29 protein-coding genes and 2 pseudogenes are annotated in these 26483 nt (G+C 64.0%); 15 read left to right on the top strand and 16 right to left on the bottom strand.

Going from position 1 to position 26483, the window contains the following annotated elements:
* Nucleotides 1–42: 42 nt before the first annotated feature.
* Nucleotides 43–498, bottom strand: a complete 456-nt coding sequence (locus LB571_RS19220; protein ID WP_015316860.1) for a MarR family winged helix-turn-helix transcriptional regulator — start codon at nucleotides 496–498, stop codon at nucleotides 43–45.
* Between the two features lie 65 nt (nucleotides 499–563).
* On the opposite strand from LB571_RS19220, the gene LB571_RS19215 reads away from it, so the two are divergent.
* Nucleotides 564–1037 carry a cupin domain-containing protein gene (locus LB571_RS19215; protein ID WP_224596910.1) on the top strand — a complete coding sequence of 158 codons (474 nt, stop codon included), beginning with the start codon at nucleotides 564–566 and terminating at the stop codon, nucleotides 1035–1037.
* Between the two features lie 24 nt (nucleotides 1038–1061).
* Here LB571_RS19215 and LB571_RS19210 read toward each other — a convergent pair whose 3' ends face one another.
* A complete protein-coding gene (locus LB571_RS19210) occupies nucleotides 1062–1673 on the bottom strand; it encodes a hypothetical protein (RefSeq protein WP_224596906.1) in 612 nt (203 codons plus the stop codon).
* Between the two features lie 249 nt (nucleotides 1674–1922).
* Between LB571_RS19210 and LB571_RS19205 the strand changes: the two genes are divergently transcribed.
* Nucleotides 1923–2522 (top strand): YdeI/OmpD-associated family protein, encoded by a 600-nt coding sequence (locus LB571_RS19205; protein WP_140725121.1) that lies wholly within the window; start codon nucleotides 1923–1925, stop codon nucleotides 2520–2522.
* Here LB571_RS19205 and LB571_RS19200 read toward each other — a convergent pair.
* Entirely contained in the window at nucleotides 2501–3475 is a 975-nt protein-coding gene (locus LB571_RS19200; protein WP_140876440.1) for a LysR family transcriptional regulator, read from the bottom strand. The two genes, LB571_RS19205 and LB571_RS19200, sit on opposite strands and share 22 nt — an antisense overlap.
* 125 nt (nucleotides 3476–3600) lie before the next feature.
* On the opposite strand from LB571_RS19200, the gene LB571_RS19195 reads away from it, so the two are divergent.
* From LB571_RS19195 to LB571_RS19180, 4 genes and pseudogenes are all read left to right on the top strand, one after another.
* The gene (locus LB571_RS19195) at nucleotides 3601–4080 is read left to right on the top strand and encodes a carboxymuconolactone decarboxylase family protein (RefSeq protein WP_015316865.1); all 480 of its coding nucleotides are present in this window, start codon (nucleotides 3601–3603) and stop codon (nucleotides 4078–4080) included.
* Between the two features lie 55 nt (nucleotides 4081–4135).
* Complete coding sequence (locus LB571_RS19190) at nucleotides 4136–4888, top strand: SDR family oxidoreductase (RefSeq protein WP_140788450.1); 753 nt, start codon at nucleotides 4136–4138, stop codon at nucleotides 4886–4888.
* A 43-nt stretch (nucleotides 4889–4931) separates the two neighbouring features.
* Nucleotides 4932–5360 (top strand): cupin domain-containing protein, encoded by a 429-nt coding sequence (locus LB571_RS19185; RefSeq protein ID WP_140663463.1) that lies wholly within the window; start codon nucleotides 4932–4934, stop codon nucleotides 5358–5360.
* Between the two features lie 67 nt (nucleotides 5361–5427).
* Nucleotides 5428–5612, top strand: a pseudogene (locus LB571_RS19180) (hypothetical protein); the annotation flags it as partial.
* An 82-nt stretch (nucleotides 5613–5694) separates the two neighbouring features.
* Here the strand turns inward: LB571_RS19180 and LB571_RS19175 are convergent.
* Nucleotides 5695–6183 (bottom strand): RrF2 family transcriptional regulator, encoded by a 489-nt coding sequence (locus LB571_RS19175; RefSeq protein ID WP_224596904.1) that lies wholly within the window; start codon nucleotides 6181–6183, stop codon nucleotides 5695–5697.
* A 116-nt stretch (nucleotides 6184–6299) separates the two neighbouring features.
* Nucleotides 6300–6929, bottom strand: coding sequence for a glutathione S-transferase family protein (locus LB571_RS19170; RefSeq protein ID WP_224596901.1), 630 nt, complete (start codon nucleotides 6927–6929; stop codon nucleotides 6300–6302).
* A 177-nt stretch (nucleotides 6930–7106) separates the two neighbouring features.
* On the opposite strand from LB571_RS19170, the gene LB571_RS19165 reads away from it, so the two are divergent.
* Nucleotides 7107–7604, top strand: coding sequence for an SDR family NAD(P)-dependent oxidoreductase (locus LB571_RS19165; protein WP_263484594.1), 498 nt, complete (start codon nucleotides 7107–7109; stop codon nucleotides 7602–7604).
* Nucleotides 7550–7804, top strand: a complete 255-nt coding sequence (locus LB571_RS28810; protein ID WP_263484593.1) for an SDR family NAD(P)-dependent oxidoreductase — start codon at nucleotides 7550–7552, stop codon at nucleotides 7802–7804. Before LB571_RS19165 ends, LB571_RS28810 begins: the two co-directional genes overlap by 55 nt.
* Nucleotides 7805–8001: 197 nt before the next feature.
* Here the strand turns inward: LB571_RS28810 and LB571_RS19160 are convergent, their stop codons facing one another.
* Nucleotides 8002–8289 (bottom strand): hypothetical protein, encoded by a 288-nt coding sequence (locus LB571_RS19160; protein ID WP_224527170.1) that lies wholly within the window; start codon nucleotides 8287–8289, stop codon nucleotides 8002–8004.
* A gap of 155 nt (nucleotides 8290–8444) precedes the next feature.
* A complete protein-coding gene (locus tag LB571_RS19155) occupies nucleotides 8445–8759 on the bottom strand; it encodes an EthD family reductase (RefSeq protein ID WP_015316871.1) in 315 nt (104 codons plus the stop codon).
* A gap of 275 nt (nucleotides 8760–9034) precedes the next feature.
* Between LB571_RS19155 and LB571_RS19150 the strand changes: the two genes are divergently transcribed.
* Nucleotides 9035–10657: an ABC-F family ATP-binding cassette domain-containing protein gene (locus LB571_RS19150; protein ID WP_140663454.1), complete on the top strand. Its 1623-nt coding sequence runs from the start codon at nucleotides 9035–9037 to the stop codon at nucleotides 10655–10657.
* A 68-nt stretch (nucleotides 10658–10725) separates the two neighbouring features.
* Here the strand turns inward: LB571_RS19150 and LB571_RS19145 are convergent, their stop codons facing one another.
* Complete coding sequence (locus tag LB571_RS19145) at nucleotides 10726–11166, bottom strand: hypothetical protein (RefSeq protein ID WP_140663452.1); 441 nt, start codon at nucleotides 11164–11166, stop codon at nucleotides 10726–10728.
* A 221-nt stretch (nucleotides 11167–11387) separates the two neighbouring features.
* Between LB571_RS19145 and LB571_RS19140 the strand changes: the two genes are divergently transcribed.
* Nucleotides 11388–11753: a hypothetical protein gene (locus tag LB571_RS19140; protein ID WP_140824043.1), complete on the top strand. Its 366-nt coding sequence runs from the start codon at nucleotides 11388–11390 to the stop codon at nucleotides 11751–11753.
* A gap of 66 nt (nucleotides 11754–11819) precedes the next feature.
* Here LB571_RS19140 and LB571_RS19135 read toward each other — a convergent pair whose 3' ends face one another.
* Both LB571_RS19135 and LB571_RS19130 read right to left on the bottom strand, forming a co-directional pair.
* Nucleotides 11820–12530 carry a hypothetical protein gene (locus tag LB571_RS19135; RefSeq protein WP_224596898.1) on the bottom strand — a complete coding sequence of 237 codons (711 nt, stop codon included), beginning with the start codon at nucleotides 12528–12530 and terminating at the stop codon, nucleotides 11820–11822.
* 153 nt (nucleotides 12531–12683) lie between these two features.
* Complete coding sequence (locus tag LB571_RS19130) at nucleotides 12684–12824, bottom strand: hypothetical protein (protein WP_224596896.1); 141 nt, start codon at nucleotides 12822–12824, stop codon at nucleotides 12684–12686.
* A 322-nt stretch (nucleotides 12825–13146) separates the two neighbouring features.
* On the opposite strand from LB571_RS19130, the pseudogene LB571_RS28970 reads away from it, so the two are divergent.
* The 4 genes and pseudogenes from LB571_RS28970 to LB571_RS19110 all read left to right on the top strand — a co-directional run.
* Nucleotides 13147–13878, top strand: a pseudogene (locus LB571_RS28970) (GlxA family transcriptional regulator); the annotation flags it as partial.
* 79 nt (nucleotides 13879–13957) lie between these two features.
* Entirely contained in the window at nucleotides 13958–14122 is a 165-nt protein-coding gene (locus LB571_RS19120; protein ID WP_224597193.1) for a helix-turn-helix domain-containing protein, read from the top strand.
* A gap of 131 nt (nucleotides 14123–14253) precedes the next feature.
* Entirely contained in the window at nucleotides 14254–15582 is a 1329-nt protein-coding gene (locus LB571_RS19115; protein WP_224596893.1) for an aspartate aminotransferase family protein, read from the top strand.
* A 120-nt stretch (nucleotides 15583–15702) separates the two neighbouring features.
* On the top strand, nucleotides 15703–16860 hold the full coding sequence (locus tag LB571_RS19110) for an NAD(P)/FAD-dependent oxidoreductase (RefSeq protein ID WP_224596890.1): 1158 nt from the start codon (nucleotides 15703–15705) through the stop codon (nucleotides 16858–16860).
* Nucleotides 16861–17032: 172 nt separating this feature from the next.
* Here the strand turns inward: LB571_RS19110 and LB571_RS19105 are convergent, their stop codons facing one another.
* From LB571_RS19105 to LB571_RS19080, 6 genes are all read right to left on the bottom strand, one after another.
* Complete coding sequence (locus tag LB571_RS19105) at nucleotides 17033–18196, bottom strand: ABC transporter ATP-binding protein (RefSeq protein WP_224596886.1); 1164 nt, start codon at nucleotides 18194–18196, stop codon at nucleotides 17033–17035.
* Entirely contained in the window at nucleotides 18189–19331 is a 1143-nt protein-coding gene (locus tag LB571_RS19100; protein WP_140617953.1) for an ABC transporter substrate-binding protein, read from the bottom strand. The genes LB571_RS19105 and LB571_RS19100 overlap by 8 nt, the downstream gene beginning before the upstream one ends.
* Nucleotides 19328–20170, bottom strand: a complete 843-nt coding sequence (locus LB571_RS19095; RefSeq protein WP_224596885.1) for an ABC transporter permease — start codon at nucleotides 20168–20170, stop codon at nucleotides 19328–19330. The genes LB571_RS19100 and LB571_RS19095 overlap by 4 nt, the downstream gene beginning before the upstream one ends.
* Nucleotides 20171–20183: 13 nt before the next feature.
* Entirely contained in the window at nucleotides 20184–21062 is an 879-nt protein-coding gene (locus tag LB571_RS19090; protein WP_224596882.1) for an ABC transporter permease, read from the bottom strand.
* 203 nt (nucleotides 21063–21265) lie between these two features.
* Nucleotides 21266–23158: a molecular chaperone HtpG gene (gene htpG, locus LB571_RS19085; protein ID WP_224596879.1), complete on the bottom strand. Its 1893-nt coding sequence runs from the start codon at nucleotides 23156–23158 to the stop codon at nucleotides 21266–21268.
* A 232-nt stretch (nucleotides 23159–23390) separates the two neighbouring features.
* Nucleotides 23391–24275 carry a hypothetical protein gene (locus LB571_RS19080; RefSeq protein ID WP_224596877.1) on the bottom strand — a complete coding sequence of 295 codons (885 nt, stop codon included), beginning with the start codon at nucleotides 24273–24275 and terminating at the stop codon, nucleotides 23391–23393.
* A 124-nt stretch (nucleotides 24276–24399) separates the two neighbouring features.
* On the opposite strand from LB571_RS19080, the gene LB571_RS19075 reads away from it, so the two are divergent.
* On the top strand, nucleotides 24400–26448 hold the full coding sequence (locus tag LB571_RS19075) for an ABC transporter ATP-binding protein/permease (protein WP_015316886.1): 2049 nt from the start codon (nucleotides 24400–24402) through the stop codon (nucleotides 26446–26448).
* Nucleotides 26449–26483: the final 35 nt, after the last annotated feature.

The raw sequence follows: 26483 nt of genomic DNA, 5'->3' as shown, positions 1-26483 counted from the left end.
GTGCGGTTTGGAAACCCGATTGCCTCGATGGCCGGAGCTTGGTCAACGGGCCAGCGGGCTATCCCAGACTGCGAACAAGAGTGCCTTAAGTTCGGCGAAGCGCTTCGGCCCAAGTTCGGTGCGCCAGTCCTCCTCGATGTCGCGCAATATGTCGACCATTTTCCAGAAAGCGGCGTGGCCGCGCTCGGTGGACCGCACCACGCGCGCGCTGCCTTCGCCGTCGGAGCGGACGAGATAACCGTAGCCTTCCAGACTGGTGAGCAGCTGGTTGATGGCCTGCTTGCTCATGCCGGCACGCTCGGCGATCGTGCCGGGCCGCGCGCCGTCCGGGCCGGGAAACTGCAGCACGGCCATATGCGGCAGACGCAGTTCGTCGAAGCCGGCGGCATTGAGCTCCCTGATCAGCCGGCGCTGGATCGCCTGGGCTGGCACGCGCAGCAGGGCGCCGATCAAAAGGTCCTCGGTCTTGGTCTGCAGAACTTCGGTGGAGGTGGCCATTGACGATCCGGTAAATTGAGTTTACTGATGACTAGTAAATGTAATTTACCGGAGGGGTTTGCGCAATGTCATCCATGAATCCTGAGGTCAACCCAGCCGATGAAACCATCGGCACCAAGGGGCTGTCGGTCCGTTTCCTGGTGTCGGGCGAAAGTTCGAACGGCAGCGTCGCCGCTTTCGAACTGATGGTGCCAAGCGCGCAGCGCTTGCCCGCGCCGGCGCACAGCCACGACCATTACGAGGAAACGATCTACGGCATTGACGGGGTTTTGACCTGGACCGTGAACGGCAAGCCGATCGAGGTTGGGCCGGGGGAGGCGCTGTGTATTCCACGCGGCGCCGTCCACCGCTTCGACAATAACGGCGCCCGGGATGCCAAGACGCTGTGCGTCATCACGCCGGCGGCGATTGGTCCGGATTATTTCCGCGAGGCATTCGGTCTGCTTAACGCCGCTGCCGGCGGGCCGCCCGACAAAGCTGCGATGATGGAGATCATGCGCCGTCACGGCCTGACGCCGGCAATGCCGCCACCGGCCTGATGCCGGCCGAAGCCCAGCGAGCCATTATTCCTGGCAAGCAGCGAAGGCGTCGCCCGAGTTCCAGTCCCGGAATGCGATGGTCTTGCCTTCCGCCGACACGGTCTTGTGCTTCGTGCTGCCGTCCGGCTGCCGCTTCGAGCTGGTGCCCTTGCCGGTCAGCACATTGTAGTCACAGGCGCTGGCGGCATTCTCCTGCAGGTAATCATCGGAATCGTAGGCGAAGCCGGCAACGATGAAGGCGCCGTTGCGGTAGGCCACGGTCAGCGTCTGGTTGGTGCGCTCGCTGCCGATCTCCGGCGCCGGCAGATGGAATTTGATCGACCCGTTGGGCAGCATTGTCAGCTCCGGCTCGGCGTCGGAGTTTTCGTAGCCCGCCCGGTCGTAGCCGTTCCACTCGCCACCGATCTGTTCGCCCACGATCTCGACAGGCTTGAGGTAATTGTGCTCCTTGTCCCCGAGGAAGAAATGGATGTCCATCGGGTCGGTCGGGCCGGTCTCGACCACCATGGCAAGGTCGGGAGCGCCGTCGCCGTTGAAGTCGCCGGTCAGCGCGGTGATGATCTTGCGGGTTTCGATCGGTTCGGCCAGCGCCACGCCCGGCAGCAACAAGGCAAGGCCGAAGAGCAGAGATTTCATTGCGGCATATCCCCCCGCGTGGCATTTGTGGTCCTATAGCACGGTGGGGAAGCGTCGTGCTCCTCCATCTGGTCGGGCGCGCTTCAGCCGCAACGCGGCAATCCATGGTGTGTTTCCAACTTCATGACAGCGTCTCCACTGCTGACGGGAATTGACAGTGGGCGATGCCATGATGCCGAGACCGCAGGATGACGGAGGCAAGATGACAGGGGCCCCAGCGACAACAATTCTGAACCGGCAGGCCCGCTGATGGCTCCGGTCAAGGTCGATCCCGAAAAGGTCAGGGAATTTCCCGACGCGGCCAGTTTCCATACCTGGCTCGGCCAGCACCACGCCACGGAAACCGAAGTGTGGATCAAGGTTCACAAGGTGGGCTCGGGACTGAAGTCGATCACACCGAAGGAAGCCATCGACGTCGCGCTGTGCTTCGGCTGGATCGACGCCGTGCGCAAGGGGCTGGACGAGAACAGTTTCCTGCAGCGCTACACGCCGCGCGGCAAAAAAAGCATCTGGAGCAAGATCAACATCGACAATGTCGCGCGGCTCATCGAGGAGGGCCGCATGACCGAGCACGGGCTGAAACAGGTCGAGGCGGCCAAGGCCGACGGGCGCTGGGCACGTGCCTATGGCAGCGGCAAGGAGATGAAAATCCCCGATGATTTGCAAGCGGCGATCGATGCCGAGCCGGCGGCCAAGGCGATGTTGGAAAAGCTCAGCGCGCAGAACCGCTTCTCGCTCGCCTTCCGCACCCACAACATGAAGACCGAAGCCGGGCGCAAGAAGAAGATCGAAGCCTTCGTGGCGATGCTGAAGCGCGGCGAGACGATCTATCCGCAGGGAAAGAAATAGCAGCCTTCAGACGCGGTAGTGTGGGTCAAGGGTCCGGGAATTGTCCGCACGGGCGCCGACGCCATCAAGACATCGCCGCGGACGGCCTGGATAAGAAAGTCGAGCACCGTTGTCACACGCAGCGGGATATTCCGGCGGGACGGGTAGACGACATTGATCGGCAGGCGCGTCGGCGGAAAATCCGGCATCAGCTTGACCAGCCTGCCCGCTTCGATGTCCGATCCGGCGAGGATGTGGGAAAGCACCGCAAGCCCGGCTCCCGCCAGGGTCGCGCGGTGGACGGCCATCGAATTGTTGGCGACGAGGCGGGGCTCAATCCGCAGAACCACTTCCTCCGCTCCACTGGAGAACGACCACGACCGGCCGTCCCCGCCACGGCTGTAGCAAATGCAGGAGTGATCCTTGATGTCTTGCGGCGTTCGCGGTGTGTCGCGCCCCTCGATGTAGGCTGGCGAGGCCACGAGAAAGGCTGTTGTCCAGCCGATCCGGCGGCAGATCAGGCTGCTGTCACAGACCGGCCCGAGGCGTACCTCTAGATCGATCGCATTCGCGACCACGTCCGACGGTTCATCCCGAAGGAGCAGTTCGACCTGAAGTGCCGGATGGCGCTCCAACAGCCCTGCCAGACGGTCGCTGAGGAAGAAGCCGAGGGGCGTCGGCAGGCTGAGCCTAACCTTTCCGGATATGGCTGCCGCTTCGGCGCCGCTGGCTTCGCCGAGCGCTTCGACCGCTTCGATGACGCGCAGCGCCATCGGCAGCATCCGTTCACCCTCCGCCGTCAAGGCGAGCGCGCTCGTCGTGCGATGCAGGAGGCGCGTCTTGAGATGCGATTCTAGCGCGGAGACCTGCCGGGATACAGCCGGCTGCGTCAGATTGAGGTCGATGGCGGCCGCTGAGAAGGATTTTGTCTGCGCCACCCGCAGGAACGTTCGCAACGCCGATACGACGTCCATCCTCGCCCTCATACTTTTCGACATAAGCCTTATGTTCGCATCGTAGGCGGGTGGCGCTTTACTGTCCAGTCATTATGGATATTAATTGTCCTTAAGGACACAAGATATCCAAAAAAGGAAAAGCCATGACGCAGCGCCTGAACGCCGCCCAGCAATCGCCTGAACTCTTCAAGAAGCTCCTCGATTTCAGCATGGCCGAGACACATGGCGCGATCGAAGAGAAGCTCCGCGATCTGGTCCACGTCAGGGCATCCCAGATCAATGGCTGCGCCTTCTGCCTCGACATGCACGTCAAGGAAGCAAAGATCCACGGCGAGAGCGAGCTGCGGCTGTACCATCTCGCCGTCTGGCGCGAATCGATCCTATTCATTCCCCGAGAACGTGCCGCCCTTGCCTGGACCGAAGCCGTCACCAAACTCCCCGAAGGCGGTATCCCGGACGAGCTCTATGAACGCGTGCGCGGGCAGCTTTCGGAGAAGGAAATCTCCGACCTCACCTTCTCGATCATGGCCATCAACGCCTGGAACCGTGTCAGCGTCGCCTTCAAGACCGTGCCCGGCTCCGCGGACAAGCTCTATGGCCTCGACAAGGCCGGCCTGAACTGACCTCTCCCTCAACGAAACCAGCAACGACGCGGCGCGACCGCGAACGGAGACTATCATGAAAATCGTCATCATCGGGGGCACCGGGCTTATCGGCTCCAAGACGGTCGAACGGCTGCGCAAGCAGGGCTGCGAGGTGGTTGCCGCCGCCCCGAATACCGGCGTCAACACCATCACGGGCGAAGGCCTGGAGGCGGCGCTGGCTGGCGCCGAGGTCGTCATCGACCTCGCCAATTCACCTTCGTTCGAGGACCAGCCCGCCATGGATTTCTTCACCACTTCGGGCCGCAACCTGCTCGCCGCGGGCAAAGTTGCCGGGGTCAGGCACCACATCGCGCTCTCGGTTGTCGGGACCGAACGCCTGCAGGACTGCGGCTATTTTCGCGCCAAGCTCGTCCAGGAAGAGCTGATCAAGGCCTCCGGCATCCCCTACACCATCGTTCATTCGACGCAGTTCATGGAATTCCTGGCCAGCATCGCCAAGTCCGGCACGGTCGGCGAGGCCGTGCACCTGTCGCCGGCCTATGTGCAGCCTATCGCATCGGACGACGTCGCCGATGCGATGGCCGGGATCGCGCTCGGCGCGCCGATCAACGGCATGATCGAGATTTCCGGTCCGGAGCGTGCGCGCATGAGCGAACTCGTCGCCCGCTACCTCAAGGCTGTCGGCGATCCCCGCGAGGTCGTGGCTGATCCGGAGGCGCTCTACTTCGGCGCGAGGCTGAACGACACTTCGCTCGTCTCCGACAACAATCCGCGCCTTGGCCGCATCACCTTCGAGCAATGGTTCGCCACCGCGGCGCGGAAATGACCGCCAGGATGCGCCGTAGCTCAACACACAAAGGAGTTTTCGAATGATCAAGTCAATCGCCATCGCGCTCGCCCTGACGGCGGCACTGGCCGGCCCGGTTGGAGCCAAGGAGGCCCATCGCGCCGGCGAGAAGGCCGCCAAGGTCACCCTCGTCTATGAGCATGAACTGCCGAATGCCCCCGGCAAGAGCATCAAGGGCATCCTCGTCGAATATGGCCCGGGCGGCTATTCGGAGGCGCATACGCATCCAAGCTCCGCCTTCATCTATGCCACCGTTCTGGAAGGCTCCATCCGCAGCCAGGTCAACGACGACCCGGTCAAGGTCTACAAGGCCGGCGAGAGCTTTTCGGAGATGCCGGGTGATCGCCACAGCGTGAGCGAAAACGGCAGCGAGACGAAGCCCGCGAAGCTGCTGGCGGTGTTCGTGGTCGATAGCGCCCAGAAGGAATTGACCTATCCGGCCAAGAAATAGGGGCGCAAGGCCGGTCGCCCTTCCTCGCGTCCGGCCTGCCGCCAGCCAAAATACTGTCGGTGAGCCCATGTTCGGCGATCATCATTTCCTGGCTCTGGTCTTGATCAACCTTCTCGGGCTTGCCGGCATCGTGTCTGGTATTTCCAGGGCCGTGGGCGTCCCATGGCACGCCTGAGGCCGCGAGAAGCGCGCCTGCTCCAGGACCTGGTGGTCGCCGCCATCTATCTCGGCGTGGCGCTGTCGATAACGGGCGCCGGGAACGATGCGGGCATGGCTAGCCGCCTGCATGCCGGCGACGGGAGACCGGCCGCCCGCGACGGTCATGCGGCCACGTTCATCCGGCGCGCTCTAGCACCCATTCGAAGCTGTTTTTCCAAAGCTCCGCGGGGATGTCGAGCGCCAACGCTTCGGTGAGGTCGGAAAGCCTGACGGCGCGCAATTTTGCGCGCCAGGCCTCATCGGCCTCCCACATGATGCGCGCCACCGGGCAAGGATTGCTTTCGCAATAGCCCTGGGGACGACACGGATTGTTCTCGCGGATATTGTTGCAGACAAACGTCCGCGCCTTGCCCTCAACCGCCTCCACGATGTCGAGGAAGGTCAGCTCTGCCGGCGTCCGCGCCAACCGGTATCCACCCGACGGCCCCAGCGTCGTGTGCACCAGTCCCGCCTTCGACAGGCTTTGCAGTGCCTTGGAGAGATATTCCTTGGGAAGGCCGTGGAACTCGGCAAGCGCTTTTGTGGAGAGATACCGCCCCTCGGGCAGACCGGCGAGAATGGCGCAGCAGTGCAGTGCCCATTCGACTTGGCTTTTCAGGATCATCCACGGGTTCCCGGGCCGGTACCGACCGACCTATTAAGGATAAAAAATATCCCTATTCCACCGCGGTGTAAACAGAGACGGATTCTGGCGGGAGCCAGATCCGTCAGCGCATGCGCTCAGGCTCCGGAATGCGGATCGATACCGTAGGGATGGACGGGGTAGCCGGGTCCGATGGCATCGCGCACGCGCTCCATCCATGCGGCGAACGCTGAATAGTCAGGCAGCGAAAAGCCGCAATCCCCGGCGCGATGGCTGTAGGCATAGACGGCGATGTCGGCGACGGTGAAGTCGCTGCCGGCGAGGAACGGCGTCTCGCCAAGGCTGCGGTCCAGGGCGGCGAGCGTACGGGCTCCGGCTTCGCGTTTTCCGGCAACCATGGCCTGGTTGCGCTCGAGCCGTCCCGTCAAGGTCCAGAAGCGCAGCGAGCCGATGACGGGCTCGATATTGTACTGTTCGAAGAACAGCCATTGCATGACCTTGGCACGCCGATAGCGGTCCGACGGCAGGAAGGACGTGCCTTCGGCGAGGTAGGTGAGGATCGCATTGGATTCGGCAATAGCGCTGCCGTGTTGGAGTTGAAGTACGGGAACAGCGCCTGCCGGGTTGAGCGCCAGGAAGGCGTCGGTATGGCTCTCGCCCGCGAAAATCGAGACGGGATGACTGTCGTAGGGAATCTCAAGCAATCCGAGCAGGACCCGGACCTTCCAGCCGTTCTGCGATGGCAGATAATCGTGGAGCGTGAGCATGACCGGTCCTCATGATGGATCAACGATCGCATGGCGCAGCGCCGGCCGACACCCGATTCCTGCGCAAACCGATCCATGCAATCGATCGCACAATGACTGCGATCTCCGCCGCCTAATAAATCAATTCCCTCCGTGCCATCTTCGCTTCGATGATCGGCAGCCACAAAGGCATGACAGATGAACACCCATTCCGACAAAGTCGCCCTCGTCACAGGTGCCAATCGCGGCATCGGTCAGGAAACCGGCCGGCAATTGGCCAAGCTCGGCTTCACCGTACTGCTCGGCGTGCGCGATATCGCCAAGGGCGAGGCGGCAGCCAAGGCGCTCGATGGCCATGTCGAGGTCATCGCGCTCGATGTCGCCGCGCCTGACGCGGCTCAGACGGCAGCCGAAGAGGTGCAGCGGCGGTTCGGCCGGCTCGACGTGCTGATCAACAATGCCGCCATCCATTACGACACCGGCTCGCGCGCCTCGCGGCCCGACTGGACCGTCATCCGCGAGGCGTTCGAGACCAACGTCTTCGGCGCCTGGCGGGCGGCCGCCGCCTTCGCGCCGCTGCTCGGGGCGGGCGGCCATGGCCGACTGGTCAATGTGTCGTCCGAAGGCGTTCGCTGGCCTCAATGGGGGCGGGGGCGCCGGCCTATTCGACCTCGAAGGCGACGCTCAACGCGCTGACGCGCGTGCTGGCGGCGGAGCTGCGCGGCTCCGGCGTGCTGGTCAATGCCGTTTGCCCTGGCTGGGTCGCCACCGACATGGGAGGACCGGGCGGACGCCCGGTCGCGCAAGGGGCGGCCGGCATCGTCTGGGCCGCGACCTTGCCGGACGACGGCCCGACCGGCGGCTTTTTTCGCGATGGCAGGAGATTGCCGTGGTGACGTCGGGACTGCCGTGGTGATGGCGTGCAGAATTCCTCGACCGCGTTCTACCCGGATTCCACCCAGATCCGTCATCAGGACTTTGCCGCCATCCAGCAAGGGCAAGACATGCTGCGCGAGGGCGGACCGCTCGCGGCATTGCTCGCAGGAAAAGGCCGCCCTTTTCGCGACGGGTCTTCAAGGGTGATGACTGCTCGTCACTGGTTGAGGTCGACCGGTGTCACACCGAGGAGCTTCAGGGCGTTGGCGTAGGTCCGGATGCCTTGCGCCTGCTTGCTTTCGGCACAGAACCGGTTCGCCTTGTCCTGCAGTGCCGTTGCCTGCGCGATCTGGCTCGCACTGGCACCGGGCCTGGCCTTGGTCTGGATGGCGCCGTCGAGTTGAAGACCGAGCCGGCTGCAATATTCGCTTCGGGTGACCGCCGCCTCCGCACCCGACTGTGCGACCGCGAGCATGGCCAGCGAAATGCCTGCGAGGGCACTCATCCATCTGGTCGAATGTCGTTGCATCGCAGGCAGCATCCCTTTGCATTGGTGGCGACCGCTGTCCGGTTGCCACGAGCATGTTATGCCCGACGATGTTTTCCTCAGTTTTTCCCGGATGTTGAATCTTGTTTCTGGAGTGTTTCTGGCGGTCGGGATCACACCTCGTCGGCGTCGAACAACAGCATCGTCAGATCGTCGTCACCCGGAGCCAGTATCCGCCGGTCGGCGGCGCAGGCGACGCCGACTTCCGAGGCGAAGGCGGCGCGGATGTCGTCGAGGCTGTCGAAATACAATGTTCCCACCAGATAAGGCATCTCGCCCGCCGAGAGCTTGACGATGGGCCGCCTGCTGACATCATAGCGCCGCAGCCCGGGAAGCTTCTTGGCAAGTGGTATGTGAACGTCGAAATAGTGGCGGTCGAAGGCGGCCGGATCGGCCGGGGTTTTGTAGATCACGAGCATCTTGGCCATTGCCATGGTCCTGTCCTGTTGGCGTTTCTGGTCTGGCCGTGCAGGCCACCGCGCCAAAGTCGTTCGAGAAGGGCGGATTTCGACCGCCCGCCGATTTTTCATGGACGCCGGCAGGCAGGAGCAGCCATGCAAACCGCCGATTTCCGCCAGTTGAGGAAATCGGCGCCTCGTGCTCCGCCAGGCATCTGCGGCGCTTCTGCCTCTTCCCCTGGCATCTTCATTCGCGTAAGGGCGCGGGCAAATCCTCCAATCTCCTTTGAGCCTCCCGGATCACCATGATCAGACTTGAAAACATCGGCAAGCAGAACGGCCGTCAGCTTGTCTTCATCGAGGCGTCGGCCACGCTGCAGAAGGGCGAGAAGATCGGCCTCGTCGGGCCGAACGGCGCCGGCAAGACGACCTTGTTTCGCATGATCACCGGCCAGGAGCAGCCTGACGAGGGCCAGGTGCAGGTCGATCGTGGCGTCACCATCGGCTATTTCAGCCAGGATGTCGGCGACATGGCGGGCCACAGCGCGGTCGCGGAAGTGATGAACGGTGCTGGGCCAGTGAGCGACGTGGCGGCCGAAATGGCGGAACTCGAGGCTGCGATGGCCGACCCCGACCAGGCCGACCGGATGGATGAGATCATCGAGAAGTATGGCGAGGCGCAGCATCGCTTCGAGGAACTCGACGGTTATGCGCTGGACGGGCGCGCCCGCGAGGTGCTGGACGGTCTGGGCTTCAGCCAGGAGATGATGGACGGCGACGTCGGCAAACTCTCGGGCGGCTGGAAGATGCGCGTGGCGCTGGCCCGCATCCTGCTGATGCGGCCAGACGCCATGCTGCTCGACGAACCGTCGAACCATCTCGACCTGGAAAGCCTGATCTGGCTGGAGCAGTTCCTGAAAGGCTATGACGGCGCGCTGCTGATGACCTCGCACGACCGCGAGTTCATGAACCGCATCGTCAACAAGATCGTCGAGATCGACGCGGGATCGCTCACCGCCTATTCCGGCAATTACGAATTCTACCAGCAGCAGCGGGCGATCGCTGACAAGCAGCAGCAGGCTCAGTTCGAACGTCAGCAGGCGATGCTGGCCAAGGAGATCGCCTTCATCGAGCGCTTCAAGGCGCGTGCCTCGCATGCCGCGCAGGTGCAGAGCCGGGTGAAGAAGCTAGACAAAATCGACCGCGTCGAGCCGCCAAAGCGCCGCCAGGTGGTGAATTTCGAGTTCCAGCCGGCGCCGCGCTGCGGCGAGGACGTCGTCACATTGAAGAACGTGCACAAGGCCTATGGCAGCCGCACCATCTATGAAGGGCTCGACTTCCAGGTCCGCCGCCGCGAGCGCTGGTGCATCATGGGCGTCAATGGCGCGGGGAAATCGACGCTGCTGAAGCTGGTGGCCGGTGCTTCCGATCCCGATACCGGTACGGTGGCGCGGGGACCGAGTGTGAAAATGGGCTATTTCGCCCAGCACGCCATGGAGTTGCTCGAAGGCGAGCGCACCGTGTTCCAGACGCTGGAGGATAATTTTCCGCAGGCCGGCCAGGCGCCGCTTCGGGCACTTGCCGGCTGTTTCGGCTTTTCCGGCGACGAGATCGAGAAGAAATGCCGGGTGCTGTCAGGCGGCGAGAAGGCGCGGCTGGTGATGGCGCTGATGCTGTTCGACCCGCCCAACCTCCTGGTGCTGGACGAACCGACCAACCATCTGGACATCACCACCAAGCAGATGCTGATCGAGGCGCTGTCGCAGTATGAAGGCACGATGCTGTTCGTCTCGCACGACCGGCATTTCCTGGCCGCGCTGTCGAACCGTGTGCTCGAACTGACGCCGGAAGGCATCCACACCTATGGTGGCGGCTATACGGAATATGTCGAGCGCACTGGACAGGAAGCGCCGGGGTTGAGGAGCTGATTTCCAGTTTCAAAATGTGCGCCGGAGCGCGTCGCAGGGTCATGGCGACGCGCTTCACGCCACGAGGCTTATCTCAGCGAGATGGCGAGCCCGCTCAGGTCGGCGTTGACCTGCAGGCCTACCTGTCGGCCCGTGAGTTCAAGCTGGGCGCCCTTGTCGTTTGTCATCACGATCACCTGGGCGCCTTTGCCGAGCGTGCCGCCGCCGCCGGCGGCGCCGTATACGCCAGTCACATCCCGGACGCGCTTGATGTGGCGCACGGTGCCCTGGAAATAGGTCTTGGAGACCCCGAAGGCGAGGCCGCCCGAGACGCCGCCGATCGAGATCGGGTATTTGCGGCCATGGAAAGTCAGCGTGCCCTCGCCACCGGAGCCGCCGACAAAGAAGGCCGCCTTGTAGACGGAGAAGCGGATTTTACCGCTGTCGGCATGCGCGGCGCTTGCCAGGCTGACGCCCGCAGCGGCGATCGCGGCAATGGCGATTGAACGAAATCCGGACGAAATAGTCATGATGGGAACTCCTGAAGATGGCCGCCTTGCCCGCCGGCAAGAATGTCAGCGTCGTATCAAGTTACAACTGAACAGTCTCGCCCATCATTGGTTCCAAGCCGCGGTCCAAATCTGGCGACGGGCGGGCCCAGGAACGAGGCCGGGCTCTCTGGTCGCAACGCTCCCCTTGTGAGATGAAGACGTCCATGTACTCTCCACGGTGGTTGGCAAAGGGCTTCTGGATGAAAATTGCGGTGGGGCTTGCAATGTCCGCATTGGCCGCGACGATGGCCGGATGCGCGACCTCTCCAGTCGATTACGGAGCCTCTCTTTCGCAGCAGGACCAGAAATGGGCGTCGCCGCAATGCCAGCAAGCTCGAGCGGCGGCTTCGGACTACGCGGTCCGCGAAAAAACGCATCCGGGTTGGGAATTCGTCGCACTTGGCCCGTATGGATTGGGGATCATAGCAGCCACCAAGGAGCACGAGCAGAAGCAGCGAAAGCTGCTCGCCCGCGACGTCCATCTGCAATGTTCGAGCCTTCCCCTGCCAAAGGAGTTGCAGGGCGATCTCGGCGCTGCCGGCCCCGGTAAGGCGCAATATCCCTAGACGGGAATGGGGCGCGAGCGCGATCCTCGTCGGAAAATCGTTACACGTTTTGCTGGGGTTGTTGCTCTACCGCAGCAATCCTTCCGCCTCGAACGTGTCCCAGCCTTCGAGCTTTGGCGCATCGTCTTTTCCCGAATTCCTGGTCTTGCGGGCGTTGCCCGTCCGCTTGCCTGCTCGCGTCAGCGCGGCCTTGCCGGCTCCGCGCCTCCTGTTTTCGGATATTTCCCGCGCGTCCTCCTCCCGCCAGGCGGTCGCCAGGTCACGATCAAGAACGTCCTCGATGTGGCGTGGATCGAAGACATGGAAGGTCACGGCCTTGGATCGCCCGCGCATCTTCACGGTGCGCGTGCCGATGCTTTTCAAGCGACCGTCCCTGAGCCACTTGTGCCGCTCGCGCGACGAGATGGTGAGAATGTCCTCCGCTTCTCGCGGAAGCACGGCCAGCGCTTCGATCCCCTCCAGCGTCCTGGAGATGGTCGCCGAGGCGGCCTGGAACGCATCCGCGTCGGCTTGCAGCATGCGCAAGACGATGCGGCCGGTCTCGGCCTTGGCAAATTTCCTCACTGTCCAGGGTAGCCTGGCTCGTACTTCGCGTTCGATCCCTTTCAAGCGCAAGGAGGAGCCAAGCGTCGCCGACGGCGGCAGCGGCCATTCGGCAACCATTGACGCGGTGCTCGCGCCTTGCTCGGCCCTCCGGTCAGGGGTGGTCGCAATCGCCGCTGCGATGCCACCTAGGACCTTCCGCAGGGAACCGCGCCGCTTGGCTGCAGGTTTCATCTCTCATCTTCGCTCGTCAGGTGCCTGCCGTGCAACGAACGTTCGCACAACAGACAACCGAAATCAGGCTCGGTCAGTTCCCCCTGCATGGGACCCGGCGGGTGTTCGGCTTCATCGGCGGGGCAGTTGGATTCGCCGCCCGATGGACATGCTTCATTCGGGTTCGCCAAACCACCGCGCCGCGGCCTTGGCAACTCCCTCCAGGTCCGGATCAGCGTCGGTGGCCCAGCGGCCGCCGCCGCGGCCAATAAGCCAGCGCGCGCGAAGTGTCTCGCCGCCGGCGCGGACGGTCATGTGCTGATCCGACTTGCTCGAAGTCCTCGACGCCGAGGCCGCGCCTGATCTCGGCGCTGATCGCGCTTGCCCGCGCGGCGAGAAGGGTTGCGATCGCCTTCATGTCGGACGCGACGGGCCCTTGAGCAGCGTCCGATGTTCGTCGCGGGGATCTCGTGCACGAAGCCGAAGACCAGAACTTTCCCGGCGAAAGGAATTCGCTGGCGAAAGGAGTTGGGCTTACCAAACCAACTCTGCCTTTTCCGACACGGGCTATATAAGGGGTGGCGAGTGATGCGCAACAGGGTGCAATCAGAGGGCACGAGGACGGCTCCGAACAACAATGGCCAGGCGTTTTGCGTTTCTCCTCGTTCGCGACTTCACGCTGTCGCCGCTATCGTTGTTCATCGACACGCTGCGGCTGGCGGGCGATGAGGGCGACCGCAGCCGCAGGATAGAGTTCGACTGGGAGATCGTCGGCGAACGCGGCCTGCCGATCCGGGCAAGTTGCGGCGTCGAATTGCTGCCGACCGGGGGGATCGGCAACCCCGAGGATTTCGATAACGTGGTCGTGGTCGGCGGCCTGCTCGACACAAACCGCAGCCTGAGTTCCGAGAAGGAGGCGTTTCTTTTGCGTGCCGCCGGCAAGGGCGTGCCGCTGACGGCGCTCTGCACGGGAAGCTTCGTGCTGGCGCGCTACGGGTTGCTCGACGGCTACAGCGCCGCCGTCAGCTGGTTCCACATCAAGGATTTCCGCAGCCGGTTCCCGGAGGTCAACGCCCATGCCGACAGCCTTTTTACCGTCGACCGGGACCGCGCGACATGCGCGGGCGGCACGGGTGCCGCCGACCTCGCGGGCCATTTCGTGTCCCAGTTCATCGGCCAGAAGGCGGCCGAGAAGGCCGCCAAGATCCTGGTGCTCGACCGGATCAGGGGCAGCCGCGACGTGCAGCCCGTCGGCGACCTGTTTCCGGCGGCGTCGAGCCGGGCGGTGAAGCGGGCCTTGCTGTTGATGGAGAGCAACCTGCAGGAGACGCTGTCGGTGGCCGAGATCGCAAGCCGCCTGAACTGCTCGCGGCGCCAGCTCGAACGGCTCTTCGGGTTGGAACTGGGCATAGGCCCGATGGCGGCATATCTGACGCTCAGGGTGCATCATGCGCAAGTCGCTGCTGGAAGGCAGCGACTTGCAGATCGGCGACATCGCCTACCGCTGCGGCTTCACCAATGCCGGCCATTTCAGCCGTGTGTTCCGCCAGCAGACCGGCATCACGCCAACCCACCTCAGGCATCCGAACCGGGCAATGGCGGCGGGAGGCTAATGGTCGGTGACGGCCTTGGTCGTGTCGCATACCCCGCCTGGCCGATTGCGTCGGTGCAGAAGCTGGCCATAGCATTGCGACAAGCGGCGGTGCCGCTGCTGCCTTGACGGTCAAATTCGCCAGCGAGAGCCATGCCGCATTATCCTGACGCCATGCCTGGATCAAAGAGCCTCTTCGAGCGCGCCAAGAGGGTGATGCCGGGCGGCAATACGCGCACCACCGTCTTTGTCGATCCGTTTCCGATCTATGCCGCGCGAGGCGAGGGGTGCAGGGTCTGGGATGTCGACGGCAACGTCTACTATGACTGCATCAACAATTTCACCTCGATGATCCATGGCTACACGCATCCCGACGTCGCTGCCGCCGTGGTCGAGCAACTGCCGTTCGGCACGGCCTTTGGCGCCCCGACGCTCAGCGAGATTGAGCTTGCCGAGCTTCTCGTCGACCGGCTGCCCTCCGTCGACCGGATCCGCTTCACCAACTCCGGCACGGAGGGGGTGATGATGGCCATCAAGGCCGCGCGCGCCTTCACCGGGCGGCCGAAGATCGTCAAGATCGAAGGCGCCTACCATGGGTCGTATGATTTCGCCGAGGTGAGCCTGGACAGTTCCCCGTCCAATTGGGGCGACATGCCAAGCTCGACGCCTTACGCAAAGGGAACGCCGCGCGGGGTGCTGGACGATGTGATTGCCGTGCCCTTCAACGATGTCGAGGCGCTTCGCGCCGTCTTCGCCGCTCAGGGCGACAGCATAGCAGGCGTGCTGATCGACCCGATGCCCAATCGTGCCGGCCTCATCCCGGCACGCCGGGACTATCTGCACGCAATGGTCGAGATTGCCCGCGCGGCCGGGACCCTGATTGTCTTCGACGAAGTCATCTCGTTTCGCCTTGGCTGGTCGGGCGCGCAGGGGTTGTGGGGCATCGAGCCCGACCTGACCGCGCTCGGAAAGATCATCGGCGGCGGCTTCCCCGTGGGCGCCGTTGGCGGGCGCGCCGATGTCATGGCGGTGTTCGATCCGACCAGGGGCAAGCCCGCTCTTCCCCATGGCGGCACGTTCACCGCCAATCCGGTGACCATGCGGGCCGGGCTCGCCTCGATGCGGGCGCTGACGAAGGAGAGCTTTGCCCATCTCGATACACTGGGCGCATTCCTGCGCGAAGGGGTGTCCGCCTCGTTCGACAGGCATGGCCTTGCCGGCCAATGCGTGGGCCTCGGTTCGCTGTTCAAGGTTCATTTTACCTCGCATCCGGTTACCGACTATAGATCCGTCTATCCGGGCCAGGCCGAGCACCGGAGGTTCGATACATTCCACAAGGGCTTGCTCAGCCGCGGCGTCCTGTCTGCCAGCTACGGCCTGTTCGCGCTCTCGACGCCAATGACACAGGCGGACGCGCGCAGCATTCTGCATGCGATCGACGACACCCTGGGCGAGATCGCAGCGCAGCGTGGATCAGGATGACGTTTGGTCGATTCGCCTCCCTATCTCTTTGTCGAAGCATGAGCTCTGGACAAACGGAAAGCGTTAGTCCGAGAAAACCGGTTCCCACGTCTGGGATCATGCCTGAAAGCAGGTGACAATATGACAGCTTCCCTCCATGTCGCGGTGATCGGTGCGGGCACGCTGGGCCTATGCACGGCGCTGAACCTCCTCGAACAGGGCGCACGCGTGACGGTGCTGGAAGCGCAGTCGATCGCTTCGGGTTCGAGCGGCAGGTCGGTCGGCGTTGTCGGGTCGCAATTTACCGATCCGTTCGAGATCATGCTTCGCGTTCAATCGTTCCGCCGGTTTCGCCAGTGGGAGGGGCAGGGGCTTCAATTCAACCACATCGGCTATCTTCGGCTCGCGCGCACGCCCGCGCAGATGGAGCTGTTCGCGAAATCAGTCGAGATTCAGGGCGGGGCCGGCCTGAAGTCGCGCCTGATCCGCGCGAACGAACTCAGGGACCTTGTTCCCCACCTCAGCCCCGACGGGCTCGAAGGCGGTTTGTTCGGACCCGACAACGGCTTTCTCGATCCCTATGACATGTGCAATTTCCTGGCGCGGATCGTCCGCGAAAAGGCCGGCGACATCCGCCAGTACCGCAAGGTGCTCGGGGTGGGAAGGCGGCCAGGCGGCTACAGGCTGGAGACCAATGGCGATCCGGTCGAATGCGATGCCGTGGTCAACGCAGGCGGCGCCTGGGCGCCGCGGGTCGCCGAGCTCTTCGGCCAGCGCCTGCACATATGGCCCGAGCGCCATGAGGCGGTCGTCATCCATCTGGACAGGCCGCTCGACTATACGATGCCGATGGTCATGGACCTCGTGGACGGCGAGGGCAGCGGCCTTAATTTCCGCCACGACAAGCCAGGCGCGCTGATTGCCGAGATCCACGAGGTGACGTCCATCGCTCCCGAGGATCCGGACAATTACAACGACCAGTGCGAGGAGCAATCGAAGGTCCACCTGGCCGAACTGCTGCTGGAACGGCTGCCCGATCTGCCGGGCGCGCGGCTTGGCCGTGGCTGGGCCGGCCTTTATCCTGTCACGGCCGATCATCGGCCGCTCGTCGGACCGATCGATGCCTCGGAACCGGCATTGGTCACCGCCGCCGGCGCCGGCGGCTATGGCATCCAGCTGGCGCCGGTGATCGGGCAGATCGCGGCGGATTGGGTTCTTCAAGGCGCGCCGGCTTCAGTGCCCGGAGCCGGGAGCCTTGCACCCACGGCCGAGCGCAACATCCGCAAAGTCGATCACTGACCGGTGCGAGTTGAAACCAGACCGGCGCTGCCGGAATTGCGGAAACAAGCGTTTAGAGCCCCGATGGGGATCTGCAGACCCCACGCCTTCAGGCGGCTGGGATCTGGGCTGTTGCGCGAGACGGCACGGGCGCGTCAAATGGTGGCTGAACCGCACCAAGCGCCCGCGACCTTCAGGAAATCCGCTTCCCGGCCCCGTCCAGCAGCACGCAGCCGTCGGGGGCAAAACCCAATTCGATCGTCTCGCCTTCGCGAAGCACGCGGCCAGTGATCGGTGTATTGGCGCGGAGGCTGGCCTTGCCGCCGATGTCGATCTCGTAGATCGCGCTGCCGCCCAGATAGGAGGCCGAGATCACGCGACCGGACAGCCGATTGGCGCTCGTTCCAGCACCGACCGAAAATTTCTGCGGCCGCACCACGACGGTGACCTTGCTGCCGTCGGCAAGCGGCCTTGGACAAGCCACGCTGACCGTCTGGCTGGTGCCAAGCACCACCGTTGCCGTTCCTTGGCCGGACCGGCTCACGGTCCCTGCAAGCATGTTGGCCTTGCCGAGGAAGTCGGCGACGAAGGCCGTCGCCGGCGCCTCGTAGACCTCCTCCGGAGTGCCGATCTGCTCCACCGCGCCCGCGTTCATCACCACGATGCGATCCGACATGGAAAGGGCTTCTTCCTGGTCGTGCGTGACGAAGATGGCGGTGATGCCGGTTTCCTTCTGGATCTTCTTGATCTCGACGCGCATCTCCTCGCGCATGTTGGCATCCAGCGCCGACAACGGCTCATCCAGCAGCAGCACCTGCGGCTCGAAGACGATGGCGCGGGCAAGCGCGATGCGCTGCTGCTGCCCGCCCGACAGTTGCGACGGCAGCTTCTTCTCGCTGCCCGGCAGCCGCACCATTTCGAGCGCCTTGCCGACCTTGCGCACGATCTCGGGCTTCGGCACGTTGCGGTACTTCAGGCCAAAGGCGACGTTGTCGAACACGTTCTTGTGCGGGAACAGCGCGTAGCTCTGGAAGACCAGGCCGATGTTGCGCTTGTAGATCGGGACGTCGTCGACGCGCCGCCCGTCGATCATGATCTGGCCGCCCGAAATATCGACCAGGCCGGCGATGGAGCGCAGGATCGTGGTCTTGCCGCAACCCGAGGGCCCGAGCAGGGTGACGAAGCTGCCCTTGCGGATCGACAGCGAGAAATCGCGCACCGCGACGAACTTGCCGTAGGCGATGTCGATGTCGCGGAACTCGACCGCCGGGCTGTTCGCCTCGGCGGCCGCGCTCGAGCCGGCTGCCCCGGCCTGGACAGGCCGGGGATGGAGTGTCGTGTCCTGGCTGTCAGGCACCCTTCGAGATCCTGTTCCACTGCTTGGTCCAGGCGTCCTCGTTGGTCGCCCAGTAGGTCGGATCGGCGAAGGTCAGCGACTTCATCGTGCCCGTCTTGTCGAATGCCGGCAGCTTCTCGATCTTCTCGGTCAGCTTGACCTTGTTCGGATCGAGCGACGGCGGATAGCTCTGGCCTTCGGCCACCGCGATCGAGGTCGCCGGGTCGAGCATGAAGTTGATGAGTTCCTCGCATTCGGCCATGGGCGAACCCTTGAGGATCAGCATGTCCTCCATCCAGGCGTAGGAGCCGGCCGGATCGAGATACCCGATCGGATGGCCCTGGTCCTGCAGCGCGGCGACGCGGCCCGACCAGGCATCAGTCACCACGATCTCACCCTTGGAAAGCAGGTCCATCAGCTCCGCGCCGGAACTCCAGAACTTCTTGGCGAGGTCGCGCGTTTCGCGCACCTTGGCCCAGATGGCGTCCATGTCCTTGAGGTTGTTGGGGTCCTGCCCGGTGGCGAGCGCCGCATACCAGACGCGCGTCGTCATGTCGGAATAGCCGCCGACCTTGCCGGCATATTTCTTGTCGAGCAGGAGCCCGGCGCCCTTTTCCTTGGCTTCCTCCGGCGAGATCACCTTGGTGTTGTAGGCGATGCCCGTCGTGCCGTAGTCGTAGGGCACGGCCGATAGCTTCGGCGTCAGCTTGCGGAACGGCTCGATCATCGGCTGCAGCACGTTCGCCATATTGGGAATGTTGGCCTCGTTGATTTCCGAGGTCAGGCCGGCGTTCACGTATTTGATGTAGTAGTTGACGCCGGAGGAATGGATGACCTGGTAGTCGCCGGGCTTGGCGGTCTTGATCTTGGTGATGATCTCGTCCTCGTCGCCGAACGTGCCTTGGACCACCTTGATCTTGGTCTTGGTCGTGTAGGGCTGGAAGGCGAACTTGTCGATCGCGTCCTGCACCGTGCCGCCCCAACCGTCGAAGCGAACCTCCTGGACCGCGGCGAGCGCCCGGCCCATCCAGGGCATGGACAGGCCCGCCGATGCTGCCGCGGCGGCGGTCAGCGTCAGGAACGTGCGGCGGCTCAGGTCGCCATTGGCGTATCGATCGTGCAGCCGTTCCAGCCGCTTGGTGGTGGTTAGTTTCATTGTATTTCCTCCTTTGGTTCGCCACGTCTTCTCAGTTTTGTCAGGCTTTGCAGGACCAGGCCGCCGATCAGCGGGATGCCGACGGTCACCAGGATCATCACGGTGCCGAGCGCGTTGATCTCCGGGCTGATCGAAATCTTGAGCATGGAAAGGATCTGGGTAGGCATGGTCTCGACGCCGGCCGGCCGCCAGAACAGGCTGGCCGAAGTGTTGTCGAACGAAATGGTGAAGGCGAGCAGGGCGCCGCCGACCACGGCCGGGATGAGCAGCGGCAGCGTGATCTCGCGGAAGGACGAGAAGCGAGAGGCGCCAAGCGACAGTGCCGCCTCCTCGTAGACGCGGCGGATGCCGATCATGCGCGCCTGGGCGATCAGCACCACATAGGGCACGGCGAGCAGGATATGGCCGAGCACCAGGAGCAGCATTGTCCTCGGCTGGTCGACGGCCTTGATCAGCACCAGCAGGCCGACGCCGAGGATGGTTTCCGGCACCAGCGCCGGCAGGATCACCAGGGTGCTCAGCGCCTGCTTGCCGCGAAATTCGAAGCGGACCAAGGCAAACGCCGTGGTGACGCCGATGGCGGTGGTGACGATGGCGGTGACCAATGCGATCCACAAGGATGTTCGAAAGGCAGCCAGCACCGCCTCGTTGGCCATCAGCTTGCCGTACCATTGCAGGCTGAAGCCGGTCATCGGGAATCCGCCGAACATCGAGGCGTTGAACGACAGGACCACTGTCGCCACGATCGGCGCGAACATGAAGACGTAGACGCAGACCGTGACGAAGCCGGTCAGCCGCCAGGCCCATCTGCCTTCCTGCCTGCGCCGTGTTCCTCTCATCCTCCAAACCCCGTCATCCGCCAAGCCCTTTGACGATCTGCGACATGCCCATGTAGCGCGTGTAGACGGCGGCGAAGAAGCCGAGCACGATGAACAGCACGATCGAAAGCGTGGCTCCCATCGGCCAGTTCAATTCGCCCATGATGGTGTCGTAGATCAGGTTGCCGAACAGAGCGTCGCGGCCCGAGCCGAGAAGCTGCGGCGTCACATAGCTGCCGGCGGCCAGCACGAAGCAAAGCAGCAGGCCCGCCGCCAGGCCGGGCAGCGACAGCGGCAGCGTGACCTCGCGGAACGCCTGCGCACTCGTGCAGCCCATCGAGCGGGCCGCCGAAATCAACGTGCGATCAATGCTCTCCAGGCTGACATAGACGTTGAGGATCATGTAGGGCAGCAGGAAGTGCAGCATGCCCAGGATGACCGCGCCTTCGTTGTAGAGCATCTGCAGCGGCTCATGGATGATGCCCATTTTGAGCAGCGCGACGTTGATGACGCCCTGTTCCCCCAGGATGTTGATCCAGGAAAAGGTGCGGATGGTGAAGCTGATCCAGAACGGCACGATCAGCAAAAGCAGCAGCAGCCATTTGTGCTTGAAGGTCGTGGCCCAGATGAAATAGGCGGGGAAGTAGCCGAGCACGCCGCACAGCAGCGCCGTCATGGCTCCGACCCTCAGCGTCTTCAGGAGGAAGCCGTGATAGTAGCTGTCGGTGAGGAATTCGTGCCAGTTCGCCGTCGTCAGTGCGCTCGTTTCCACGCCCGCGGTGACAAAGGTGAAGAAGGTATAGCCGGCCATCACGGCGATCGGCAGCACCAGGAAAAAGGTCAGCAGCAAAAGCACCGGCGCGACCAGCATCCAGGCCAGCCGTGGATCATACAATGTCCATCGTCGTTTCATGAGCACCCGGTGCGCTCTCTTTGAAGCGCCTGTTTTGTTCCCAGGCCAAGATTGAGGGATTGCAGGCGCGATGTCCACAGTCGGCGATTGAGCCAGCGGACTTCAGTGTCGCCGGGTGCGAGAGATGCCGAAATTTGTCGGGAGACGGGGTCGCCACGCAACCCCGTTCGACCACACGTCGGGAACGGCTGGCCGGCGTCTCCTCAGCCCTTCGAAATACCGCGCTCGATCAGCCGGGCGAGGCGCTCTGAAAACGCCCTGGCGTCGGCCGGCTTGTCGCCGTCGAGGACGCGCGCCTCGTCGTAGAGAAGGTGGGCGGCATCCTCCTTGAACGCCTGCTCGTCTTCGCCGAGGTTGGCGAGTGCCAGGACGCGCTCGTGGCGGGGGTTGATCTCGAGGATCGGTTTGGCCGTCTTGTCGAGGCGGCCGGCGGCGTTGAGCAGCCGCTCGAACTGCCGGTCGGGACCGTGTTCGGGCGCCACCAGGCAGACCGCGCTTTCGGTCAGGCGGTCGGAGGCCTTCACGTCCGACACGGCATCGCCAAGCGCCGCCTTGACGAAGGCCAGGAAGCCATCGACCTCGGGCGCCGCCGCCGCATCCGGCTTGTTCGCCTCGTCGAGCAGCGGGATCTCGGAAAGTTCAGCCACGCCCTGCGTCACCGACCTGAACGGCTTGCCGTCGAATTCGGGCGCCATCGACGTCCAGAAACTGTCGACCGGGTCGGTGAGCAGCAGCACCTCGATGCCGCGTGCCTTGAAACCTTCGAGCTGCGGCGAGGCTTCGAGCCGTGCACGGTCGTCGCCGGCCATGAAGAAGATCGCCTTCTGGCCTTCCTTCATCGCCGAGACGTAGTCGGCAAGGCCGCGCCAGCCTTCGCCGGAGGCGGTTGAGCGGAAGCGGGCGAGCTTCAAGAGCTGCTCGCGCCGCTCATGGTCCTCGTAGAGTCCTTCCTTGAGGACGACGCCGAAGTTTTCCCAGATTTTCGCATAGGCCTCGGTCTCGTTCTCCGCCAGCTTGGCGAGATCGCCAAGCACGCGGTTGGTCAGGCCCTTGCGGATCGCGGCCAGCAGCGGGCTTTCCTGGATCATCTCGCGCGAGACGTTGAGCGGCAGGTCGGCGGAATCGACCAGCCCGCGCATGAAGCGCAGGTAGCGCGGCAACAGATCGGCATCGTCGGTGATGAAGACGCGGCGCACATAGAGCTTCATGCGGCCCTTGCGGTCCTGGTCGAACAGATCGAAGGGACGCGAGCCGGGCACGAAGGCCAGCACGCTATATTCCTGCCGGCCCTCGGCGCGGAAATGGACGGTGGCGGCCGGCTCGTCATACTGGCCGGAGACGCCGCGGTAGAAGTCGGTGTATTCCTCGGGCTTGATCTCGCTTTTCGGCCTGACCCAAAGGGCCGTGCCGTCGGCAATGTCGCGCGCCTCGGCACCGGGCTTCTCGATGAGCGTGATCGGCACCGGCACATGGCCCAACTGCGACTTGGCCAGTTGCTCGAGCCGATAGGATCCGGTGTAGGACGCGGCGTCGTCCATCAGATGCAGCACGACGCGGGTGCCGCGCTTGGGGGCGGCTTCGAGCGGGGCGGGCGCGATCTCGTAGGAACCCTTACCGTCGGACGACCAGCGCCAGGCTTCTTCGCTTCCCGCCAGGCGGCTGATGACGTCGACGCGGGTCGCGACCATGAAGGCGGAGTAGAAGCCGACGCCGAACTGGCCGATGAGCTGCGTGTCCTCGCTCGAATTGCCGGCGCCGACGCGCTCGATGAAAGCGCGCGTGCCCGAGCGCGCGATCGTGCCCAGCGCCTCCGTCATGTCGTCTCGGCTCATGCCGATGCCGTTGTCCTCGACGGTGATCAGCTTGCCGTCGGGATCGGCTGCAATCGAGATGCGGGGCTTCGGATCGTCGGCCAGCAATTCGGGGCGGCTGACGGCCTCGAAGCGCAGCTTCTCGCAGGCGTCGGCGGCGTTGGAAATCAGTTCGCGCAGGAAGACGTCCTTATCGGAATAGACCGAATGCACCATCATGTGCAGCAGCCGCGAAACATCCGCCTCGAATGCCTTGGTTTCCGTCGCTTTCGTGTCTGTCGTCATTCCGAGTTTCCCACGCTTTCATCCGCCCGTCGCGCCATGCGCGATCGGGACTTCCTTTCACCAATTTTCAACGGTGCTGGCAACTGCCGTCAGCAAGGCCAACGCGCCGACAATATCGTGATGGGATGCTGGGGCCGCAAGGGGGTGGAAACGGTGCTGACGACGAAACAGCCAATCTCCCCCCGCGAAGGGGGAGATTGGCAGCGTCGGCGCCGCGCCGGTCCTGCGCGCCCTACTTCCCCGCCATCTGGTCGGCAAGCGCCTGCGCCTGGGCAAGCAGCGTGGGGAAGGCCGGGTTGTCGCGCAGGTTCTTGCCCATGCAGGCGCGGAAGTCGCTGTCGCCTTTTGCCCAGGCGGCGTCGGCGGCATCGGATGTATTTTCGTCGCTGTCGTCGGTGGCCTGCTTGACCAGTTTCTGGGCGGCGGCGTCAGCCGCGGTCCACACCGCGTCGCAGGCCGCGATCCTTGGGACGGGCGGTGTCGCGGGCGCCTCGGCGATCATGACACTGTTGCCCTTGACCAGCGTGACGACGATTTCCTGGTCGTAGTTAGGTCCGACATCCTGTGCCCAGCCGCCAAGGCGGGCGATCGCCGTGTCGGCGCCGTCGGGCGCCTTCAGGGTGAAGTCGAGCGTGCCTGTGAAAGCGGCGTCGCTGCCGATGGCCTGGGTGTAGAACGCATCGAGCTTCAGCGCCGCGTCGAAGCTGGTGGGCAGTTTGAGATCGGCGTCCGTCTCCGCCGCACGCGATTGCAGCCAGCGCTCGACCAGCCCGCGTGTCGACGCGACGATGCTGGGGCCGTCCTCGGTGCCGTGACGCAGCCCGTCCAGCATGCCGAAGCCGACATCGGAGGAACTGAGGCTTTCGATATTGATCCTGCCGGCCGCCGGAAAACCCTTGACCGTGAAAGGTCCAAGAAGCGTCGAAAGGCGCTGTTCGAGATCGGCGCGGGCCTTCTCATTGGCCGCATCGAGCGTTTCCACGGGAGCGTTCGCGCTTTCCATCGCGGCGATGGCCGCGATCGCCTTGTCGCGCGCGGCGATGTAGTCGTCCTCCGGCGAAGCCGCATACGCCGCACCGCTCGCCAGCGCGAACACCAAAGTCCAGACCAGACGCATCGTGAAAACCTCCGTTTTACAAGCTCTTCGCGTGGCTTGGTGGCGATTGTGCGGCGGTGAAGTCATGGCGAGACGTGGCGGATATCGGGGCACCAGGACAGCCCTGGCAAGGTCGCAAGCCCTCATGATGAAACCTTCCGATACCCAGGCCGTTATGGCCGTTGTGGCAGACATCAAACCCAAACAGAGGCCGGCCGGCGGCGCCAAGCCAAACGGTGCCAGGAAGCCCCGCCGGGAGAAGGTACCCGATGTCGAGGCCGCATCCGAGGTCGTCGGCGAGGCGGCGCCGCCGCCAGCGGCGGTGGAACCTGATCCGCAGCTGAGCCCCGAACAGGCCGAACAGGCGCGCAAGAAATACCTGCTGAAGCGCTTCTGGATCAGCGCGCGCGGCTATTGGAGCCGGCGGGGCGACAAGCTCGCCTGGCCATGCACGATCGCGCTCCTGATCCTGATCTGCGTCAATGTCGGCTTCCAGTACGGGATCAATGTCTGGAACCGCTCGATCTTCGACGCCATCGAGCAGCGCAATGCGCCGACCGTCTATTTCCTGAGCGCCGTGTTCGTGCCGCTGGTGCTTGGAAGCGTCAGCCTTGTCGTTGCGCAGGTCTATCTGCGCATGACGATCCAGCGCCGCTGGCGCTCCTGGCTCACTACATCCATCATCGGCCGCTGGCTCACCAACGGCCGCTACTACCAGCTCAATCTCGTCAGCGGCGATCACCAGAACCCGGAAGCCCGCATCGCCGACGATTTGCGGATCGCCACCGAATCGCCTGTTGATTTCGTCTCCGGCGTGCTCAACGCGTTCCTGGCGGCCTCGACCTTCATCGTCGTCTTGTGGACCATCGGCGGCGCGCTGACGCTGCCGATCGGCTCCTCGACCGTCACCATTCCGGGCTTTCTCGTCATCACCGCGGTCATCTATGCCGGCATCACCTCCACCTCGATGGTGGTCATCGGCCGGCATTTCGTCGAACTCTCCGAGCAGAAGAACCAGGCGGAAGCGGAATTTCGCTACACGCTGATGCGCGTGCGCGAAAACGGCGAGAGCATTGCCCTGCTCGGCGGCGAGGAGGAGGAGCGCAGCGGCATCGACAGGACCTTCGCCGGCGTGCTGGGGAAGTGGGCGATGCTTGCTGGCCAGCACATGCGCACGGCGCTGGTCTCGCAGGGATCGAGCCTGTTCGCGCCGGTGGTGCCGGTGCTTTTGTGCGCGCCAAAATTCCTCGACGGCTCGATGTCGCTTGGGCAGGTCATGCAGGCGGCATCCGCCTTTGCCATCGTGCAGGGCGCGTTCGGATGGCTGGTCGACAATTACCCGCGCCTGGCCGACTGGAACGCCTCGGCACGGCGCATCGCCTCGCTGATGATGTCGCTGGATGGGCTCGAGCGCGCGGAAGAGAGCGACGCGCTCGGACGCATCAATCGCGGCGAGACCAAGGACGACACGATGCTCAACCTCAACAATCTGTCCGTGTCGCTCGATGACGGCACCGCCGTGGTCAAGGAAACCGAGGTGGTGATCCAGCCGGGCGAGCGGCTGCTGGTGGCCGGCGAATCCGGTTCGGGCAAGAGCACGCTCGTGCGGGCGATAGCGGGCTTGTGGCCGTGGGGCGGCGGCAGCGTCGATTTCCACCCGGGCAAGCGCATGTTCATGCTGCCGCAGCGCCCCTACATCCCCTCGGGCACGCTGCGCCGGGCCGCTGCCTATCCAGGCGCCGCCGAGGATTGGACGATCCCGCAGATCAGGGCTGCCCTCGACAAGGTTGGGCTCGGTCATCTTGGCGACCGGATCGAGGAAGACGCGCCGTGGGACCAGACCCTGTCGGGCGGCGAGAAGCAGCGCCTGGCCTTCGCGCGGCTGCTCCTGCACGCGCCCGATATCATCGTGCTGGACGAGGCGACGGCGGCACTCGACGAGAAGAGCCAGGACAGGATGATGGAGACCATCATCCACGAATTGCCTAATGTGACCATCTTGAGCGTGGCGCACCGCGCCGAGCTGGAGGCCTTCCACAGCCGCAAGATCACGCTCGAGCGGCGCAAGGGTGGCGCCAAGCTGGTCAGCGATATCGACCTCGCCCCGCGCAAACGCAGGGGCCTGCTCGGCCGCGCCCTGTGGGGTTCCGGCACTTCCGCCGAAAAGCGCGGCGCCGCCCGTAAAAAGAGTTGATGACGCTCAGGCGAGTTCTGGTTTCAGCTCAAGGG

Origin of the sequence: Mesorhizobium sp. BR1-1-4 (assembly GCF_020165375.1) — a bacterium.
GTDB classification, from domain to species: domain Bacteria; phylum Pseudomonadota; class Alphaproteobacteria; order Rhizobiales; family Rhizobiaceae; genus Mesorhizobium; species Mesorhizobium australicum.
Note: the sequence above shows the minus strand (reverse complement) of the source record. Positions and strands in the feature narration are given on the sequence as shown.

Bases quoted from the DNA above. Each gene is read 5' to 3' on its own strand.
- LB571_RS19220 (WP_015316860.1), bottom strand. From the start codon at position 498: ATGGCCACCTCCACCGAAGTTCTGCAGACCAAGACCGAGGACCTTTTG.
- LB571_RS19215 (WP_224596910.1), top strand. From the start codon at position 564: ATGTCATCCATGAATCCTGAGGTCAACCCAGCCGATGAAACCATCGGC.
- LB571_RS19210 (WP_224596906.1), bottom strand. From the start codon at position 1,673: ATGAAATCTCTGCTCTTCGGCCTTGCCTTGTTGCTGCCGGGCGTGGCG.
- LB571_RS19205 (WP_140725121.1), top strand. From the start codon at position 1,923: ATGGCTCCGGTCAAGGTCGATCCCGAAAAGGTCAGGGAATTTCCCGAC.
- LB571_RS19200 (WP_140876440.1), bottom strand. From the start codon at position 3,475: ATGGACGTCGTATCGGCGTTGCGAACGTTCCTGCGGGTGGCGCAGACA.
- LB571_RS19195 (WP_015316865.1), top strand. From the start codon at position 3,601: ATGACGCAGCGCCTGAACGCCGCCCAGCAATCGCCTGAACTCTTCAAG.
- LB571_RS19190 (WP_140788450.1), top strand. From the start codon at position 4,136: ATGAAAATCGTCATCATCGGGGGCACCGGGCTTATCGGCTCCAAGACG.
- LB571_RS19185 (WP_140663463.1), top strand. From the start codon at position 4,932: ATGATCAAGTCAATCGCCATCGCGCTCGCCCTGACGGCGGCACTGGCC.
- LB571_RS19175 (WP_224596904.1), bottom strand. From the start codon at position 6,183: ATGATCCTGAAAAGCCAAGTCGAATGGGCACTGCACTGCTGCGCCATT.
- LB571_RS19170 (WP_224596901.1), bottom strand. From the start codon at position 6,929: ATGCTCACGCTCCACGATTATCTGCCATCGCAGAACGGCTGGAAGGTC.
- LB571_RS19165 (WP_263484594.1), top strand. From the start codon at position 7,107: ATGAACACCCATTCCGACAAAGTCGCCCTCGTCACAGGTGCCAATCGC.
- LB571_RS28810 (WP_263484593.1), top strand. From the start codon at position 7,550: ATGGGGGCGGGGGCGCCGGCCTATTCGACCTCGAAGGCGACGCTCAAC.
- LB571_RS19160 (WP_224527170.1), bottom strand. From the start codon at position 8,289: ATGAGTGCCCTCGCAGGCATTTCGCTGGCCATGCTCGCGGTCGCACAG.
- LB571_RS19155 (WP_015316871.1), bottom strand. From the start codon at position 8,759: ATGGCCAAGATGCTCGTGATCTACAAAACCCCGGCCGATCCGGCCGCC.
- LB571_RS19150 (WP_140663454.1), top strand. From the start codon at position 9,035: ATGATCAGACTTGAAAACATCGGCAAGCAGAACGGCCGTCAGCTTGTC.
- LB571_RS19145 (WP_140663452.1), bottom strand. From the start codon at position 11,166: ATGACTATTTCGTCCGGATTTCGTTCAATCGCCATTGCCGCGATCGCC.
- LB571_RS19140 (WP_140824043.1), top strand. From the start codon at position 11,388: ATGAAAATTGCGGTGGGGCTTGCAATGTCCGCATTGGCCGCGACGATG.
- LB571_RS19135 (WP_224596898.1), bottom strand. From the start codon at position 12,530: ATGAAACCTGCAGCCAAGCGGCGCGGTTCCCTGCGGAAGGTCCTAGGT.
- LB571_RS19130 (WP_224596896.1), bottom strand. From the start codon at position 12,824: ATGACCGTCCGCGCCGGCGGCGAGACACTTCGCGCGCGCTGGCTTATT.
- LB571_RS19120 (WP_224597193.1), top strand. From the start codon at position 13,958: ATGCGCAAGTCGCTGCTGGAAGGCAGCGACTTGCAGATCGGCGACATC.
- LB571_RS19115 (WP_224596893.1), top strand. From the start codon at position 14,254: ATGCCGCATTATCCTGACGCCATGCCTGGATCAAAGAGCCTCTTCGAG.
- LB571_RS19110 (WP_224596890.1), top strand. From the start codon at position 15,703: ATGACAGCTTCCCTCCATGTCGCGGTGATCGGTGCGGGCACGCTGGGC.
- LB571_RS19100 (WP_140617953.1), bottom strand. From the start codon at position 19,331: ATGAAACTAACCACCACCAAGCGGCTGGAACGGCTGCACGATCGATAC.
- LB571_RS19095 (WP_224596885.1), bottom strand. From the start codon at position 20,170: ATGAGAGGAACACGGCGCAGGCAGGAAGGCAGATGGGCCTGGCGGCTG.
- LB571_RS19090 (WP_224596882.1), bottom strand. From the start codon at position 21,062: ATGAAACGACGATGGACATTGTATGATCCACGGCTGGCCTGGATGCTG.
- htpG (WP_224596879.1), bottom strand. From the start codon at position 23,158: ATGACGACAGACACGAAAGCGACGGAAACCAAGGCATTCGAGGCGGAT.
- LB571_RS19080 (WP_224596877.1), bottom strand. From the start codon at position 24,275: ATGCGTCTGGTCTGGACTTTGGTGTTCGCGCTGGCGAGCGGTGCGGCG.
- LB571_RS19075 (WP_015316886.1), top strand. From the start codon at position 24,400: ATGATGAAACCTTCCGATACCCAGGCCGTTATGGCCGTTGTGGCAGAC.